Raw genomic sequence first — 17,405 nt, 5'->3', positions numbered from 1 at the left:
TTACAGATACACAACTTCATCATAGAAATGGTACAATAGTAGGTACGGCTTAACTTCTCCTCGCCGAAGGAGAAATCTACCTAAAAACAGATGGAGTGGTTACTTATGCACGATCATCTTAAAGAAAAACTAGCAATTTTACCTGATCAGCCTGGTTGTTACTTAATGAAGGACAGGCAAGGAACTATTATTTATGTTGGTAAAGCAAAAGTACTTAAGAACCGTGTTCGGTCTTATTTTACAGGTTCACATGATGGGAAAACGTTACGTCTTGTCAATGAGATTGAGGACTTTGAATATATTGTAACATCTTCTAATATTGAAGCACTTCTGCTAGAAATCAATCTTATTAAAAAACATGATCCAAAATATAATATAATGCTGAAGGATGACAAGACGTATCCTTTTATTAAAATTACCGCTGAAAAACACCCACGTCTGCTCATTACTCGAAAGGTAAAGAAGGATAAGGGTAAATACTTTGGGCCATACCCAAATGTACAAGCAGCAAATGAAACAAAAAAACTATTAGATCGAATCTATCCACTACGAAAGTGTTCGACTCTACCAGATAAGGTCTGTCTTTATTACCATATCGGACAATGTCTTGCGCCTTGCGTACATGAAGTTACTGATGAAACAAATAAAAAAATGGTAGATGATATCATTCGCTTTTTAAATGGTGGTTATAAGGAAATTAAAGCCGAATTAACCGAAAAGATGATAAAAGCTTCAGAAGAGCTTGATTTTGAAAGAGCGAAGGAATACCGTGACCAAATCGCAAATATCGAAACAACAATGGAAAAACAAAAGATGACGATGACCGACTTTATCGATCGTGATGTATTTGGCTACTCTTACGACAAAGGTTGGATGTGTGTGCAAGTGTTTTTCATTCGTCAAGGAAAATTAATAGAGAGAGATGTTTCACTATTTCCTTTCTACAATGAGCCTGAACAGGATTTTTTAACATTCCTTGGTCAGTTCTATTTAAAGGATAACCACTTTAAACCAAAGGAAGTACTACTGCCTAGTTCGATTGATCGCGAACTTGTTGAGCAATTACTTGAAGTCTCTGTTCATCAACCTAGTAGAGGGAAGAAAAAACAGCTGACAGACCTGGCTACTAAAAATGCTAAAATTGCCCTTAAAGAGAAGTTTGCATTAATTGAAAGAGATGAAGAACGGACCATTAAGGCAGTAGAAAACCTAGGTCAGACATTAGGGATTTATACACCCCATCGTATTGAGGCCTTTGACAACTCAAATATTCAAGGAACAGATCCCGTTTCAGCGATGGTTGTCTTTACTGATGGAAAGCCGGATAAAAAGGAATACCGGAAGTATAAAATTAAATCAGTTCAAGGCCCAGATGATTATGAATCAATGAGAGAGGTTGTACGAAGAAGGTATAGTCGTGCTCTAAAAGAAAACCTTCCACTACCAGATTTAATCATCATTGATGGAGGAAAAGGACATCTTGCAGCTGTTAGGGATATTCTTGAAAATGAGCTAGGTCTGGAAATTCCATTAGCAGGACTTGCGAAGGATGATAAACATAGAACTTCTGAACTATTGATTGGAGATCCATCTGAAATTGTACAGTTGCCTAGAAATAGTCAGGAATTTTATCTTCTTCAACGAATTCAAGATGAGGTTCACCGTTTTGCGATTACCTTCCACCGTCAAGTGCGTGGGAAAAATGCGTTCCAATCTGTACTTGATAACATTCCAGGAGTCGGTGAAAAACGTAAGAAAGCATTGCTAAAGCATTTTGGCTCAATCAAAAAGTTGAAAGAAGCTAGTATTGACGAAATTCAGCAAGCGAATATTCCACGTGCAACTGCCGAAGCCATCTTTCAAAAATTAAAAGACTAGTCGTTGCTATTTTAAAAATTGTCTGATATAATCCTTAATAATGTAATAATATACTTCAGTACGTTGAAGTAATGATAGAGGAGCGATCTTTATCAGTATGTAATCGGAGGGGGATGAGCCCTGGTGATGATTGCAGAAAGGAAAGTTCGCCGAAGTTAAAAAAGGCTCATACCTTTTTTTGCTGGTCTTATGTTTAAGAGACATAAGATTGTCAAGATTAGTTAATTAATCTTGGAGGGCTATCTCACGATGTGACACGTAGTAGTTTACGTATATCACAGCAATGAGATTTCTCTCATTGCTGTTTTTTTTTACTATTAGAAGGAGAGGGTATTGCATGGGGATCATTGTTCAAAAGTTTGGAGGCACCTCAGTGGGGTCACCAGAAAGAATAAAAAATGTTGCGAATCGAGTTATTCAAGAAGTAGAAGCAGGTAACCAAGTTGTCGTTGTTGTATCAGCAATGGGGAAAACAACAGATCAACTTGTCAATTTAGCTAATGAAATTACAAGCACTCCGAGTAAACGTGAGATGGATATGTTATTGAGTACAGGTGAACAAATTACAATTGCTCTGCTATCAATGGCTTTACAGGAAAAAGGTCATGAATCTGTATCCTATACAGGTTGGCAGGCAGGGATTGAAACTGAGGCAATACATAGCAATGCCCGCATTGAGAATATTGAAGTTTCAAGAGTGAATGAAAGCTTAAAGGAAGGAAAAATCGTTGTCGTGGCTGGATTCCAAGGAATTAGCAGTTCAGGGGATATAACGACTCTAGGACGCGGAGGTTCTGATACAACTGCAGTCGCACTTGCAGCATCACTAAAAGCTGATAAATGTGATATTTACACAGATGTAACGGGCGTATACACAACCGATCCACGTGTAGTTCCATCAGCACGTAAACTTCATTCCATTTCCTATGATGAAATGTTGGAACTTGCTAACCTAGGTGCTGGAGTGCTACACCCACGTGCGGTAGAATTTGCGAAAAACTTTGACATGCCACTTGAAGTTCGTTCAAGTTTAGAGATAGAAAATGGAACAATTATTGAGGAGGAAGTTTCAATGGAAAAGAATCTTGTGGTTAGGGGAATTGCATTTGAGGACCAGATTACAAGGGTAACAGTATCTGGATTACCAAATGAATTACACACACTTTCAACTATCTTTGGTACCCTAGCAAAGAACGGTTTGAACGTCGATATCATTATTCAAAACATGACAGATCAAAATCATACAAATATCTCATTTTCAGTAAAAACACAAGATTTACGTGATACACTTACAGTACTAGAAAATAACAAGGATTTATTAAAGTACGAAGACATCCAACACGAGGATGGATTAGCAAAGGTATCTATTGTAGGATCTGGAATGGTATCAAATCCAGGGGTTGCTGCTGATATGTTTGCGGTGCTTGCAAAAGAGAATATTGAAGTGAAAATGGTAAGCACTTCTGAAATCAAAGTATCGACTGTTGTTGAACAAGGAAAAATGGTTCGTGCTGTTGAAGCCTTACATGATTCCTTTAATCTTGCAGCGGTTGAAGAAGAAAAAGCAAAGGTAAGACTATAATTGAATGGTAGGGAGCGTTCATAGATGATTTTTTCATCTTTGGACGTTCTTTTTTTATAAAAAAACTGCACGATTAGGTGCAGGTTTTACTCTTCGGTCATATCTTTTGGGTCCCATTTGACCGTAAATATAATTTTTTGAGCTCTTCTTTTTTGCTGTTCAAAGCTTTCTGTAATTCGACTTTTTTGTTGTTGAATTTGTTGGGCAAGAAAACCAGATTCAAGCTGGAATGTACACATATCCTTTCGTTTCAAACGGGAGGATATGATTGTGCCTTCCAAATGAAATTCAATTGAGTGTTTATCCGACCGCTCCACTTTTAGGTCTCCCCATCCAGCATCATGAAAGAACGAAATGATTTCTTCAATCGTTGGTAAGGGGAACTTTCGGGCAAGATTTTTTCCGGCCCAATATAGAATCTGTGGAGTTTCTTTTCCAAGTAAATCAGGTATCAAAATTTCCCGGAAAAGCTCGTATCCAAATAAAGAAACAGTTTCCTCACTTGTGTTTACAAATTGTTCATTGATGTTCATATTCTTCACTGCATTCCCCTCTTTCTCCATTATTTATTATATAACATGAGGGGATAAGAAACACATGAAATTTAATGTTTCTTTTTGTCATATGATTGCGATTTATTACGGGGGTGTAACAAACGATTTGTGTACAATTATTATCATTTTTATGAATAATTTGTGGACTTGTTTCCTTGACGCTCTTGAATTATGGGAGTAAAATGAATTTGTTACATTATACTGATAAAAGAAAATTATACGTATCTGTCATCTATTTTTCTATGAAAAAATAAGTATATAGATTCGTGCAAGGGTTTTCAATTATCAGTTTTTGTTTCGTCCTTTTAAAATTATAATGTAGGATGATTTAAAAAAAAGAAGCACCTTAAGGGGGTGCGGTTATTATTAAGGGGGGTAAAATATGGCAGGGAATCGTGAGTTTTTTAATCGCAGGCTCCATTCACTATTAGGTGTTATTCCTGTGGGCGTGTTCTTAATTGTTCACTTATTTGTGAATAACTTTGCGACAAGAGGTGAAGAAGCATTTAACAATGCTGCTGGTTTTATGGGGAGTCTCCCATTTCGAATTTTACTAGAAGTTGTGGTTATATATCTTCCATTATTATTCCACGCGATATATGGATTATACATCGCCTTTACTGCAAAGAACAATGTAAGCAGATACAGTTATTTCCGTAACTGGATGTTCTTTTTACAGCGTATATCCGGAATCATTACGCTTATTTTTGTGGCATGGCATGTATGGGAAACTAGAATCGCTTATGCTTTAGGTAAAGCAGAAGTAAATTTCGATATGATGGAAAATATCTTGAGTTCACCAGCAATGCTTATTTTCTATCTGGTTGGTGTAATCTCTACAATCTTCCATTTCTCAAATGGATTATGGTCATTTGCTGTAAGTTGGGGATTAACACAAACTCCTCGATCTCAACAAATCGCAACATATGTTACATTAGTTATTTTTATTGCATTATCAGTTCTTGGTGTTACTACAATTTTTGCTTTCGTTTAAGATAATTGAAAATAAGAACGTTCACATTACTAATTTAAGATGAACGATCTCTTTATTGGGGAGTGAGTTACTTTGAGTCAAGGAAAAGTTATTGTCGTTGGTGGTGGACTTGCTGGCTTAATGGCTACTATCAAGGCAGCAGAAGAAGGAACACAGGTTGATTTATTTTCACTCGTACCTGTAAAACGATCTCACTCTGTTTGTGCACAAGGTGGGATAAACGGTGCGGTTAATACAAAAGGTGAAGGGGATTCACCATGGATTCACTTTGACGACACAGTTTATGGTGGGGATTTCTTAGCAAATCAAAAACCAGTTAAGGCAATGTGTGAAGCTGCACCTGGAATTATTCACTTAATGGACCGTATGGGTGTTATGTTTAACCGTACACCAGAAGGTCTACTTGATTTCCGTCGTTTCGGGGGAACCCAACATCACCGTACAGCATTCGCTGGTGCGACTACTGGTCAACAATTGCTATATGCATTAGATGAGCAGGTTCGTCGTCATGAGGTAGCAGGGCTTGTTACTAAGTACGAAGGATGGGAATTCCTAGGAATTATCCAAGATGATGAAGGAATTTGTCGTGGCGTTGTAGCACAAGATCTTCAAACAATGGAGATTAAATCATTCCCTGGTGATGCCGTAATCATGGCAACAGGTGGTCCTGGTATTATATTCGGTAAGACTACAAACTCAGTGATTAATACAGGATCTGCTGCATCAATTGTTTACCAACAAGGTGCAACTTATGCAAATGGTGAATTTATTCAGATCCATCCAACAGCAATTCCTGGAGATGACAAACTTCGTCTCATGAGTGAATCTGCTCGTGGTGAAGGTGGACGAGTATGGACTTATAAAGATGGTAAGCCTTGGTACTTCCTAGAAGAAAAGTATCCTGCATATGGAAACCTAGTTCCACGTGATATTGCAACACGTGAAATCTTCCATGTATGTGTTGATATGAAGCTTGGTATCAATGGTGAAAACATGGTATATCTAGATCTTTCTCATAAAGATCCAAAAGAACTTGATATTAAATTAGGTGGAATTATTGAAATCTATGAAAAATTCATGGGTGACGACCCACGTAAAGTTCCAATGAAAATTTTCCCTGCTGTTCACTATTCAATGGGTGGTTTATGGGTTGACGATGATCAACAAACAAACATTCCTGGATTATTTGCTGCAGGAGAATGTGATTTTTCACAGCACGGTGCAAACCGCTTAGGTGCAAACTCACTATTATCTGCTATTTATGGTGGTATGGTTGCTGGTCCTAATGCTGTAAATTACATTAAAGGTCTTAAAAAAGGTACAGACTCCATTTCTTCAAGTGTTTTCGATAGCCATGTGAAACAAGAGCAAGAAAAATGGGATGAAATCATGTCAATGGATGGTACTGAAAATGCGTACGTTCTTCACAAAGAGCTTGGCGAGTGGATGACGGATAACGTTACAGTTGTTCGTTACAATGACAAACTTTTAAAGACTGATGAAAAGATTCAAGAGTTAATGGAGCGTTATAAGAATATTAATATCAATGACACTTCTAAATGGAGCAACCAAGGAGCTACATTTACACGTCAATTGCAAAATATGCTTCAGCTTGCTCGTGTAATTACAATCGGTGCTTATAACCGTAATGAAAGTCGTGGAGCGCACTATAAACCTGAATTCCCTGATCGTAATGACGAGGACTTCTTAAAAACAACTATGGCTACATTTACTGGGAAGGATACTGCACCTGCATTCCATTATGAAGAAGTAGATACTTCATTAATTGCACCACGTAAACGTGATTATACAAAGAAGAAGGAGGCAAAGTAAGATGAGTGAAAAAACAGTTGAATTCCATGTAACTCGTCAGGATACTCCAGATTCTCAACCATATGTAGTTAAATTTAAGGTTCCATATCGTAAAAATATGAACGTAATTTCTGCACTCATGGAATTTCGTCGTAATCCAGTTGATATCAATGGAAATCAAGTAGCCCCAATTACTTGGGATATGAATTGTTTGGAAGAGGTTTGTGGTGCATGTTCAATGATCATCAACGGCAAGCCACGTCAATCATGTTCTGCCCTGATTGACCAACTTGAACAACCAATTAAACTTGAGCCAATGAAGACATTCCCTATCGTTCGTGATTTACAAATCGATCGTAGTAGAATGTTTGATTCATTGAAGAAGGTAAAAGCATGGATTCCAATCGACGGAACGTACGATTTAGGTCCTGGTCCTCGTATGCCTGAGAAGAAACGTCAGTGGGCATATGAGTTATCAAAATGTATGACATGTGGCGTTTGCCTTGAAGCTTGTCCAAATGTGAACGACAAGTCTGATTTCATGGGACCTGCGCCATTATCACAAGTTCGTTTATTCAACGCTCATCCAACTGGTGCGATGAATAAAGGTGAACGTTTAGAGACAATTATGGGAGATGGAGGCCTGGCGAACTGTGGTAACTCACAGAACTGTGTACAGTCTTGTCCAAAAGGTATTCCACTTACAACTTCAATTGCAGCTTTAAACAGAGACACTTCAATCCAAGCATTCAGAAACATGTTTGGTAGTGACCAAGTCTAATAGAGTAGCCATAAGCACTCCTTCATGTAACATGGAGGGGTGCTTTTTTTACGAGTTTTTTTACAATAATGAAAAGCTTTAAGTGGGACGGCAAAGCTAGACATGAAATTTCCGGTTTTCCAGTTAGATAAGGTACCACTTTACATCGACTTGAATAATCTTATGTAAGGAGCGATTGGAATGAAGCATATTACGTATATAGATGATATTGAGAAATGGGAGAGAGCATTTGATTTTTATCAACCAATCCAAGTACGCTTTTCTGAAACTGACATGTTTGGGCACTTAAATAACACTGTACCCTTTGTCTATTTTGAGGAGGCAAGAATTCAGTATTTTACTTATTTGGGGTTTATGCAAAAATGGACTGCCGATTCAAGTGAAACTATACCAGTTGTTGCAAGCCAACAATGCGATTATTTAAAACAGGTCTTTTTTGATGAGCAGTTAAAACTGTATGTGAAAATAAATCAGCTTGGTAAGTCATCCATGGATATCCACTATATGGCGAAAAATGAAACTGATTCCATTTGTTTTGTAGGTAAGAGTACACTAGTTCAAATATCGAAGCGAACAGGAAAAGGTGTACCATGGTCTGAAGAGGTCAAACAAATGATAACCAAAACACTTGACCTATATTGTATGAGTTAAGGAGTTCAAATATACCATTATATCAAAAAATGGACGCGAAAAAGTCTACATAACGACTCTACAACAGTCACGGCAGCGCTCTCCTTCTCATACTATATTGTGACTAAATATATACCCATCCAGTAGTTCAGCTCGAACCTTAGCAAGGAGGGTTACAATACTTGAAGGAGAAAGAGTTTCAACCAAAACCGCTACTAACAAAAAGAGAGAGAGAAGTTTTTGAATTATTAGTTCAAGATAAAACAACGAAAGATATCGCAAATGAACTATTCATAAGCGAAAAAACAGTTCGTAACCACATTTCGAATGCGATGCAAAAGCTGGGAGTAAAGGGGCGTTCTCAAGCAGTTGTAGAGCTCCTTCGTATGGGAGAACTTGAACTTTAAGTATCACCGGCTACACTTTACGTAAGTAAGGTAGCCGGTTACTTATTTGAAGTGAGAACTACATATCATCAAGATAACTTGAACTTGCTTTTTATGCGAAAAAAGTAGAAAATAAGAATAATATAGCTTTTTTCCTGACTCGAAAAATTTATTATCCAAGTTTATAATTCCCAACACAATTAAAGAGAAGAATTGTTGGTTTATCTTACATTATTTTTAATAGGAGAGGATGTAATGACTGTTAAAGAGAGCAATGAAACAAAAGACTTTCAAGTAATTGCAGATATCGAAAAATCCCTTCGTTATATTTCTGGTTTATTAAAACAAAAAGGCCGAGAAATCTTAAGTAATTTTACCATCACAACACCACAATTTATTGCACTTCAGTGGCTGCTAGAACATGGTGACATGACAATCGGTGAATTATCAAATAAAATGTACCTAGCATGCAGCACCACAACAGATCTTGTTGACCGCATGGAAAAAAATAATCTAGTTATGCGTGTAAAAGACCCAAAAGATCGACGTGTTGTTCGAATTCATTTATTGGATGAAGGAGAGCGTATCATAGAAGAAGTAATTAAGAAGAGACAAGATTACTTAAGTGAAATTATGGAGAACTTTTCTGAGGAAGAAGTGTTCCAATTAGAAAAGAGTCTAAGGAAATTACATCAAGAAATGCGAGTAGAATGAGGCGAAACATTTGAATAGACCAATTGGAGTTATCGATTCAGGGGTTGGCGGTTTAACCGTTGCTCGGGAAATAATTAGACAATTACCTAATGAGGAAATCATATATTTAGGTGATAACTCAAGGTGTCCGTATGGACCTAGACCTAAAGAAGAAGTTCGTCAGTTTACGTGGGAGCTGACGAACTATTTATTGTCACATGATATAAAAATGCTAGTCATTGCATGTAATACAGCAACTGCATTGGTATTGGATGAAATTCAATCCGAGCTTTCAATCCCAGTGATCGGTGTAGTCTATCCTGGTGCAAGAACCGCATTAAAGGTGACTAAAAATAACTATGTCGGCGTAATTGGTACGGTGAACACAATTGAAAGTGGTGCTTACGAAGATGCACTGAAATCAATAAACAATCAAATCAATGTCGAAAGCCTTGCCTGTCCACGCTTTGTTCCAATTGTGGAAGCTGGGGAGTTTATCGGATCGAAGGCTGAACTAATAGTGGCTGAGTCTCTTGTTCCATTGAAAGGTAAAGAAATCGACACACTGATTCTTGGTTGTACCCATTATCCACTTCTGCATAACACGATACAGGCTTATTTAGGTGATGGTATCAAACTCATCGATTCCGGTGCCGAGACCGCCCGAGAAGTAAGTACTGTTTTGTTTTATAGCGGAATGTTAAACACGAAACCATCAAAAAGTGGCCACCTGTTCCTCACAACAGGCGAAAAAGAAATTTTCCAGCAAATTGCAACGAACTGGTTTGAGGAACCAGTGTACAATGTGAAATCTGTGAAGCTCTAGAGAAAAAGTCCCTTGTGGGGCTTTTTTTTGTTGAAAAAATGGGAGATTGGTATTTTGTGGTTTTACGTTGCATGCATGAGCCATTGAGATAGAATTATAATTTTTTGCAAGAACTTTTCTGACGGTTCTTTTATCCTTTATAATCAAGCACCAATCAAAAATAGTCTTCGTTGAAATTCTTATATTAGGAAAAAGCATTTTTAATTCATCGATGCTCCAAATTATTGCTGATTCGATGTTTTCTACATTACCACATTCTGGGGTTTATAAAAACGAGGTGTCCTTCCACTGTTAGGTTGGAACCAAGTTGTTGGAGCAATTGTCTTAGAAGTGACTGGCATCGGAGAGTTGTAATAAGGGATTTTTGACTTCTTTTCCAGTAGATAAGATTTTCCATTGATCACCGTTTAGAATGTAATCACCTTCAAAGTTTTTTACATCAAAAACGTGCATCTTGTATTGTGAAATAAGTAGGGAATCGATTTGGTAAAAAGTGCTGTTTGTTTCAAGAAACATGTCATTAATAGTGAGGGAATCGAGTGAAAGACTTCCCATACGGTCGTCAAACATTGTTTCCCCAGAAAAACCTTTTTCAAGAGTAATAATTCGATTTTCAATTTTATTGGTAACTTTGTTTCGCGCTCTGATAAACCTTAGGAGCTGTAATTCAAGTGGAACAGTTCAAGTTTTAATAATCAACACAACACATCTTTCTTAGTTTGAGATAATTTTAAATCTTCTATTCTATTTTTACAATCCATAACAACCTAAATCCAAAACATTTTGTCCAACTTTTTCATGAAAAAGCGGTCTAATTTGAAAAATAGGCTCGTATACATAGTAGTACAAACTGCCTTAGGAGGGAAAAGAATGCGTAAAATAACTAAATCTGCAATAGCTGCAACAGTTGTTACTTCAACAGTGCTACTTTCAGGATGTGGCTTATTTGGTGGAGAGGAAGAAGTCACACAAATGGATCCGCCACAGAATGAAACGGTGGATGAAACTGTAGCAAAGGGGGATGATCCGGCTATTGAAGATACTGAAGGAACTGATCAAGACGAGGCTACTACTGAAACAGTAAAACGAGATCTTTATTTAATCGATGATAATGGATTGGTGGTTCCTTATACTGTCGATCTTCCAAAGACAGATTCGGCAGCTAGACAAGTTCTTGAATATTTAGTAGCGGGTGGACCGTTAAATGAAATCTTACCAGATGGATTTAGGGCCGTTATTCCACAGGATACAGAAGTGGATGTAAACCTCAAGGATGGAACGTTGACAGCTGACTTCTCAAAGGAATTTGGAACCTATAGTCCTGAGGACGAAGATAAAATTTTACAAGCTATTACTTGGACTTTAACTCAATTTGATAATGTGAAAAATGTTGTAATCAGTGTTAACGGCTATACATTAGACGAAATGCCTGTGAATGGTACACCAATTCCGGCGGATTTAAGCAGAGCAGATGGAATTAATGTCGATAACAGTGGAGTTGTGGATATTACGAACAGCCGCCCTGTGACTCTTTATTTCTATGTTCAAAATGAAGAAGCTGAATACTATGTACCTGTGACGAAACGTATTGAAAATACTGGTGATGATCAAGTCACATCAGTTGTAAATGCCCTTATCAATGGTCCAAATATGAATTCAACTTTAATTAGTGATATTCATCAGGATGTAAAACTTTTAGGAGTTAAGATGGAAGATGGTAAAGCAACACTAGACTTCAATGAAGCTATTTTTGGAGCATTTAATGAGAAAATGGTTTCCAAGCATGTTATTAACTCATTAGTTCTTTCTTTAACAGAACAACCTGAAATTGAAGGTGTTGCAATTACAGTAAACGGAAGTGAAGACGTTGTGACAGAAGATGGGAAGTCCTTAACTGAACCAGTTACTCGTCCTGCTAATGTTAATACTGGCAGTTTCTAATATCTCGAGGATGTGAACAGTGTTCGCATCCTTTTACTATTAGAAAAGAAAAATTTTGCTATACTATATAAGGATGGTAAAGGTTGTGCTGCCATTTTTTATAGAATAGATAGGGGGTTTTTGGTTTTTGAGAGTGGATGGACGACTTACAAATCAGCTACGGCCGATTCAATTTGAATTGAATTATATTAAGCATCCGGAAGGATCTGTGTTAATACAAGTTGGTGATACAAAGGTTATTTGTAATGCGAGTATAGACGACAGAGTTCCTCCTTTTATGAGAGGGACTGGAAAGGGTTGGATTACAGCCGAATATTCCATGCTTCCTAGAGCAACAGAACAACGTAATATGAGAGAATCGACTAAGGGTAAGATTTCTGGAAGAACGATGGAGATTCAGCGTTTAATAGGACGAGCTCTACGATCAGTTGTTAACCTTGAACAGCTCGGTGAAAGAACGATATGGATTGATTGTGACGTTATTCAGGCAGATGGCGGTACAAGAACAGCCTCTATAACAGGTGCTTTCGTCGCTATGGTGCTTGCAGTTCATAAAATCTATCAGAATAAAAAAATGACGGCTTTCCCGATTACTGATTTTTTAGCGGCAATTTCTGTGGGAATAGATCCTGAAAAAGGAGAAATCCTTGATTTAAATTACATAGAAGATTCAAAAGCAAATGTAGATATGAATATTGTCATGACCGGTGCAGGAGAGTTTGTTGAACTACAAGGTACCGGGGAGGAGTCGACTTTCTCGCGCAAGCAATTGCAACATTTATTGGAATTAGCAGAAATAGGGATTAATGAAATAATTAAAGAGCAGAAGAGTGTACTAGGTGACTTAGCAAACTTAATTGGAAAGAAGGATTCTTAACGTGAAAGAGATTATGATTGCTACCAAAAATCAGGGGAAGGTTAATGAATTTAGAGATTTATTTGCGAGCAAGGGTATCATTGTAAAATCTTTGCTTGACTATCCTGATGTAGGGGATATTGAAGAAACGGGGACTACTTTCTCTGAGAATGCTCAAATTAAGGCAGAAGAAATTGCAAATAAACTCCATATTCCTGTAATAGCGGATGATTCTGGACTTTCAATTGATTATCTTGACGGTAGACCGGGAGTCTATTCGGCCAGGTACGCAGGAGAGCATAAAAATGATTTGGATAATCTTAATAAGGTCTTAGATGAATTAATGGGGGTTCCAAAAGAAAAGAGATCGGCAAAATTTCACTGTGCATTGGCATTGGCAATCCCAGGGGAGAAAACGCAAATTGTTGAGGGAACTTGTGAAGGAATTATATCTGAAGAGCCGATAGGAGATAAAGGATTTGGATATGATCCTATCTTTTTTGTGCCTGAAAAAGGACAAACAATGGCTCAATTATCAAAAGATGAGAAGAATGAAATCAGCCATCGTGGAAATGCGCTTAGAAAGTTAAATGCGCTTTTAAGAGATTATGAGGAGTTTCAAAGATGAAGGTATTGATAATCAGTGATAGCCATGGTCTTACAAATGAATTACTCGAAGTTAAGGAAAGACATAAAAATGATGTAGATTTTATGCTCCATCTTGGTGATTCGGAGTTGCCATCTCATTCCGAAGAAATGAGTGGATTCTCAGCTGTTAGAGGAAACTGTGATTTCGATTCTAATTATCCAAATGACATGGTGATTCTTTTAAACGGAGCTAAGGTGTATTTGACTCATGGTCATTTGTACAATGTAAAAATGACGTTAATGAATCTTAAGTATCGTGCGGAGGAAGTCGGCGCCAAGATTGCATGTTTCGGACATTCACATATTGCTGGTGCAGAGATGATTGAAGGTGTTTTGTTTATCAATCCTGGAAGTTTCCGCATGCCAAGAATGCGCGCAGAGAAAACATATGTCATTCTAGAACTAGTTGTCAATCAAGTAAATGTCGATTTTTATGATAGTAAAGGTAATGTTGTTGAGGAACTATCAACAAGTTTAAAAATATGATAAAATACCAAAGGGAGTAAAAAATACTCCCTTTAGAAAAAAATCTTCAAAAGATGTTGACATTTAATTCTTATATAACTATAATAAAAAATGTCGCTAATGAGTGGTGACAACAAAATAATAAAATGTCCCAGTAGCTCAGCTGGATAGAGCAACGGCCTTCTAAGCCGTCGGTCGGGAGTTCGAATCTCTCCTGGGACGCCATTTTACATATTCAATCACAAACACTTCTTTTCATTCTTATGAATTGAAGTGTTTTTTTATTTTCTCCTCGAATTTTTGATTGATCCAAAGAATCTTTTCAAATATCTAACGTCTTCATAATTTCGCCTACATTTACAAGAAACTACTCACTTACAGTTCACGAATTTTTCACGAAATTTTTTTAATTCTAAAAACCTTAATATACCAAAGTTGTAAGCGTGTACAGTAATTCTTGTAAATCAAAATAATCAAACAATTCTATAAAATAGTGTTGACTACGAGAAAAAATGAGCGTAATATAGGTCCTAATATAAAACAAATTCTACTCATTCACTAAAATTAAATAGTGATATGACAGCATAAGAATACTCCTAAACATAAGCCTTCATCCCCATGGGAAGATGAAGGGAAAATGGATTTGGATAATTTTTTTATACCTTAGTTTCAATGGTGTAAAGCGTTTCAGTTTTTTGGTATTAAAGTAATTCCGATAGCATAATCGTTTATAGAGATGTATGTAGAAAATATTGAATATTCATAAACGTTGAAGAGGATAAGTAGTCTTACGTAACGATAACCACAGAGAGCCGGAAATGGTGGAAACCGGTGTTATCCCGTTAGATGAACTCACCTCGGAGTGTTAGCCTGAAAGATTACTTTTAGTAGGGCTAATCGGGTGTTTGGTTACAGCTCACCCGTTATCAAAATGAACAACACATGTTGTTCCTGAGGTGGTCTTTTGATCACGAACAAGGGTGGTACCGTGGAAAGTGATAAATGCCTTTTCGCCCCTTCGACCAAAAAATTGGTCTAGTGGGTGGATTGGCATTTTTATTTTTTATTTTCAAAAAGGAAGGGATGTAAGGAAAAATGGGTGTAAATGCAAAAGTGGAAGACCAAACAAAAGCTTCTACAAAAATGAATGGTTCCCAGATGTTAATCGAATCATTAAAAAAGGAAAACGTAGAAGTCATTTTTGGATATCCTGGCGGTGCAGTACTAAATATTTATGATAGTTTATATGATTCAGGGATATTTCATGTCCTAACTAGACATGAGCAAGGTGGTATCCACGCAGCTGAGGGGTATGCGAGAATTTCAGGGAAACCAGGCGTCGTCATTGCAACTTCCGGACCGGGTGCAACGAATATCGTTACTGGATTAACTGATGCAATGATTGATTCACTTCCACTTGTTGTATTTACAGGTCAGGTTGCATCGAGCGTAATTGGTTCGGATGCATTCCAAGAAGCAGATGTACTAGGAATCACAATGCCGATTACAAAACATAGTTATCAGGTCAGAGACGTAAAAGACCTACCTAAGATTATTAAAGAAGCATTTTACATTGCTACTTCAGGAAGACCGGGACCTGTCTTGATTGATATTCCGAAAGATATGACAGTAAACGAAGCGGAATTTAATTACGATCAAGAGATTCACTTACCTGGTTATCAACCAACCATTCAGCCTAACCACCTTCAAATTCGCAAACTAGTTGAAGCTGTTAGCCAAGCGAAAAAGCCAGTAATTCTAGCAGGAGCTGGAGTTCTGCATGCGAAGGCTGCTGAAGAATTAAAAGAATACGTTGAACAACAAAATATTCCAGTGGCACATACTCTTTTAGGTCTAGGCGGTTTCCCTGCCGACCATCCGTTGTTTCTTGGAATGGCTGGGATGCACGGTACGTATTCCGCAAATATGGCATTACACGAATGTGACCTGCTAATAAGTATCGGAGCCAGATTTGATGATAGATTAACAGGTAATTTACAACATTTTGCTCCGAACGCAACAGTCGCACATATCGATATTGACCCTGCAGAAATAGGTAAAAATATCCCAACGAAAATTCCGGTTGTAGGGGATGCCAAAGAAGTTCTGAAAAGCTTGGTTCACCAGAATGGTAAACCTGGAAATTCTCTTGAATGGAGAGAACAACTAGCTGGATGGAAAGAAGAATATCCACTAGTGTATGAACCATCTGATGTCGAGTTAAAACCACAAAAATTAATCGAACTCATTTACCAATATACAAAAGGTGAGGCAATTGTAACTACAGATGTTGGTCAACACCAAATGTGGGCAGCTCAGTACTATCAATTTACAAAGCCAAATCGCTGGGTCACATCAGGTGGTCTCGGAACAATGGGCTTTGGTTTACCATCAAGTATTGGTGCACAGTTAGCTGAAAGATCTTCAACAGTAGTTTCTATTCTTGGAGATGGTGGGTTCCAAATGACATCTCAAGAGCTTTCAGTCATACAAGAGTTAAATCTACCAATCAAAATTATCATTCTAAACAACAGAGCCTTAGGAATGGTAAGACAATGGCAGCAGATATTCTATAAGGAAAGATATTCACACTCATTAATTCCGAATCAACCTGATTTTATGAAACTTGCTGACGCATATGGAATAAAAGGTTTAAAAGCTTCGAATGAAAAAGAAGCAGAACAAGTATTAAAAGAAGCACTAGAACACGAAGGACCTGTTCTCATGGACTTTAGTGTGACACCTTTTGAAAATGTGTACCCAATGGTTGCACCTGGAAAGGGTCATCACGAAATGGTAGGTGTTAAGCTGTGAAAAGGATTATTACCTTACAAGTAAATAACCGTGCAGGTGTATTAAATCGAATTACCGGCTTGTTAACAAAGCGTCACTATAATATTGAAAGCATTACAGTTGGTCATTCCGAAACTGAAGGTCTTTCCAGAATGACATTTGTGATTCATGTAGATGAAGAAACGGTAGTAGAACAAATTACCAAGCAGTTAAACAAACAAATCGATGTTATTAAGGTTATGGATATTACGAATCAAGCTATTGTAGCTAGGGAGCTCGCTCTCATTAAAGTAGCATCCAGTCCATCAAATAGAAATGAGATTTATAGTTTAATAGATCCTTTCCGCGCAACCATTATTGACGTGAGTAAGGATAGCCTAGTTATTCAAGTAACAGGTGAATCTGAAAAAGTAGAAGCATTAATTGACCTCTTAAAGCCATATGGCATTAAAGAAGTAGCCAGAACAGGCACAACAGCATTCACAAGAGGTAATCAAAAAGCAACAACTAATTCAAAATCTTCTTTTTCAATTGTTTAAGGGTATTAATCACATTAATATATATAA

General features: G+C 37.3%; 17 protein-coding genes, 1 tRNA gene, 1 riboswitch and 1 other annotated feature. Of the genes, 16 read left to right on the top strand and 2 right to left on the bottom strand.

From position 1 onward, the window contains the following. Positions 1-105 precede the first annotated feature (105 nt). Positions 106-1,878 (top strand): excinuclease ABC subunit UvrC, encoded by a 1,773-nt coding sequence (uvrC, locus tag CZ490_RS11370; RefSeq protein WP_077619008.1) that lies wholly within the window; start codon positions 106-108, stop codon positions 1,876-1,878. 67 nt (positions 1,879-1,945) lie between these two features. Then, positions 1,946-2,128, top strand: a riboswitch (Lysine riboswitch). 87 nt (positions 2,129-2,215) lie between these two features. Beyond that, positions 2,216-3,460: an aspartate kinase gene (locus tag CZ490_RS11365; protein WP_077619007.1), complete on the top strand. Its 1,245-nt coding sequence runs from the start codon at positions 2,216-2,218 to the stop codon at positions 3,458-3,460. Positions 3,461-3,546: 86 nt separating this feature from the next. On the opposite strand, the gene CZ490_RS11360 is transcribed toward CZ490_RS11365, so the two are convergent. Then, positions 3,547-4,002, bottom strand: a complete 456-nt coding sequence (locus CZ490_RS11360) for a YslB family protein (protein WP_407639786.1) — start codon at positions 4,000-4,002, stop codon at positions 3,547-3,549. Between the two features lie 394 nt (positions 4,003-4,396). Between CZ490_RS11360 and CZ490_RS11355 the strand changes: the two genes are divergently transcribed. The 7 genes from CZ490_RS11355 (at position 4,397) to racE (ending at position 10,136) form a co-directional block, all read left to right on the top strand. Then, positions 4,397-5,008: a succinate dehydrogenase cytochrome b558 subunit gene (locus tag CZ490_RS11355; RefSeq protein WP_077619006.1), complete on the top strand. Its 612-nt coding sequence runs from the start codon at positions 4,397-4,399 to the stop codon at positions 5,006-5,008. Between the two features lie 72 nt (positions 5,009-5,080). After that, a complete protein-coding gene (gene sdhA, locus CZ490_RS11350; protein WP_077619005.1) occupies positions 5,081-6,841 on the top strand; it encodes a succinate dehydrogenase flavoprotein subunit in 1,761 nt (586 codons plus the stop codon). A gap of 1 nt (position 6,842) precedes the next feature. Beyond that, entirely contained in the window at positions 6,843-7,601 is a 759-nt protein-coding gene (gene sdhB / locus CZ490_RS11345; protein WP_077619004.1) for a succinate dehydrogenase iron-sulfur subunit, read from the top strand. 180 nt (positions 7,602-7,781) lie between these two features. Further along, positions 7,782-8,252, top strand: coding sequence for an acyl-CoA thioesterase (locus CZ490_RS11340; RefSeq protein WP_077619003.1), 471 nt, complete (start codon positions 7,782-7,784; stop codon positions 8,250-8,252). 161 nt (positions 8,253-8,413) lie between these two features. Then, the gene (gerE, locus tag CZ490_RS11335; RefSeq protein ID WP_077619002.1) at positions 8,414-8,638 is read left to right on the top strand and encodes a spore germination transcription factor GerE; all 225 of its coding nucleotides are present in this window, start codon (positions 8,414-8,416) and stop codon (positions 8,636-8,638) included. Positions 8,639-8,872: 234 nt separating this feature from the next. After that, the gene (locus CZ490_RS11330; protein WP_077619001.1) at positions 8,873-9,331 is read left to right on the top strand and encodes a MarR family winged helix-turn-helix transcriptional regulator; all 459 of its coding nucleotides are present in this window, start codon (positions 8,873-8,875) and stop codon (positions 9,329-9,331) included. Positions 9,332-9,341: 10 nt separating this feature from the next. Beyond that, a complete protein-coding gene (gene racE, locus CZ490_RS11325) occupies positions 9,342-10,136 on the top strand; it encodes a glutamate racemase (RefSeq protein WP_077619000.1) in 795 nt (264 codons plus the stop codon). Between the two features lie 324 nt (positions 10,137-10,460). Here racE and CZ490_RS11320 read toward each other — a convergent pair whose 3' ends face one another. Then, positions 10,461-10,739, bottom strand: a complete 279-nt coding sequence (locus tag CZ490_RS11320) for a nuclease-related domain-containing protein (protein ID WP_268762197.1) — start codon at positions 10,737-10,739, stop codon at positions 10,461-10,463. A 267-nt stretch (positions 10,740-11,006) separates the two neighbouring features. Between CZ490_RS11320 and CZ490_RS11315 the strand changes: the two genes are divergently transcribed. From CZ490_RS11315 to ilvN, 7 genes are all read left to right on the top strand, one after another. Continuing rightward, entirely contained in the window at positions 11,007-12,077 is a 1,071-nt protein-coding gene (locus CZ490_RS11315; protein ID WP_077618998.1) for a GerMN domain-containing protein, read from the top strand. A 127-nt stretch (positions 12,078-12,204) separates the two neighbouring features. After that, positions 12,205-12,954, top strand: a complete 750-nt coding sequence (rph, locus tag CZ490_RS11310) for a ribonuclease PH (protein WP_077618997.1) — start codon at positions 12,205-12,207, stop codon at positions 12,952-12,954. Position 12,955: 1 nt separating this feature from the next. Next, positions 12,956-13,561, top strand: coding sequence for an XTP/dITP diphosphatase (locus CZ490_RS11305; RefSeq protein WP_077618996.1), 606 nt, complete (start codon positions 12,956-12,958; stop codon positions 13,559-13,561). Beyond that, positions 13,558-14,067, top strand: a complete 510-nt coding sequence (locus CZ490_RS11300) for a metallophosphoesterase family protein (RefSeq protein WP_077618995.1) — start codon at positions 13,558-13,560, stop codon at positions 14,065-14,067. The genes CZ490_RS11305 and CZ490_RS11300 overlap by 4 nt, the downstream gene beginning before the upstream one ends. Positions 14,068-14,194: 127 nt before the next feature. Next, positions 14,195-14,271: transfer RNA gene (locus tag CZ490_RS11295), tRNA-Arg, on the top strand. 535 nt (positions 14,272-14,806) lie between these two features. Next, positions 14,807-15,067: a binding site (T-box leader), on the top strand. A gap of 74 nt (positions 15,068-15,141) precedes the next feature. After that, the gene (gene ilvB / locus CZ490_RS11290; protein ID WP_077618994.1) at positions 15,142-16,860 is read left to right on the top strand and encodes an acetolactate synthase large subunit; all 1,719 of its coding nucleotides are present in this window, start codon (positions 15,142-15,144) and stop codon (positions 16,858-16,860) included. Further along, positions 16,857-17,378, top strand: coding sequence for an acetolactate synthase small subunit (gene ilvN, locus CZ490_RS11285; protein WP_077618993.1), 522 nt, complete (start codon positions 16,857-16,859; stop codon positions 17,376-17,378). The genes ilvB and ilvN overlap by 4 nt, the downstream gene beginning before the upstream one ends. Positions 17,379-17,405: the final 27 nt, after the last annotated feature.

Source organism: Litchfieldia sinesaloumensis (genome assembly GCF_900156865.1).
In the GTDB taxonomy this organism is placed as follows: domain Bacteria; phylum Bacillota; class Bacilli; order Bacillales; family Bacillaceae_L; genus Ferdinandcohnia; species Ferdinandcohnia sinesaloumensis.
This window is presented reverse-complemented; position numbering and strand designations above follow the sequence as displayed.

Coding starts and splice junctions, on each gene's coding strand:
- uvrC (WP_077619008.1), top strand. CDS start 106: ATGCACGATCATCTTAAAGAAAAACTAGCAATTTTACCTGATCAGCCT.
- CZ490_RS11355 (WP_077619006.1), top strand. CDS start 4,397: ATGGCAGGGAATCGTGAGTTTTTTAATCGCAGGCTCCATTCACTATTA.
- CZ490_RS11365 (WP_077619007.1), top strand. CDS start 2,216: ATGGGGATCATTGTTCAAAAGTTTGGAGGCACCTCAGTGGGGTCACCA.
- CZ490_RS11340 (WP_077619003.1), top strand. CDS start 7,782: ATGAAGCATATTACGTATATAGATGATATTGAGAAATGGGAGAGAGCA.
- CZ490_RS11315 (WP_077618998.1), top strand. CDS start 11,007: ATGCGTAAAATAACTAAATCTGCAATAGCTGCAACAGTTGTTACTTCA.
- CZ490_RS11330 (WP_077619001.1), top strand. CDS start 8,873: ATGACTGTTAAAGAGAGCAATGAAACAAAAGACTTTCAAGTAATTGCA.
- CZ490_RS11300 (WP_077618995.1), top strand. CDS start 13,558: ATGAAGGTATTGATAATCAGTGATAGCCATGGTCTTACAAATGAATTA.
- ilvB (WP_077618994.1), top strand. CDS start 15,142: ATGGGTGTAAATGCAAAAGTGGAAGACCAAACAAAAGCTTCTACAAAA.
- sdhB (WP_077619004.1), top strand. CDS start 6,843: ATGAGTGAAAAAACAGTTGAATTCCATGTAACTCGTCAGGATACTCCA.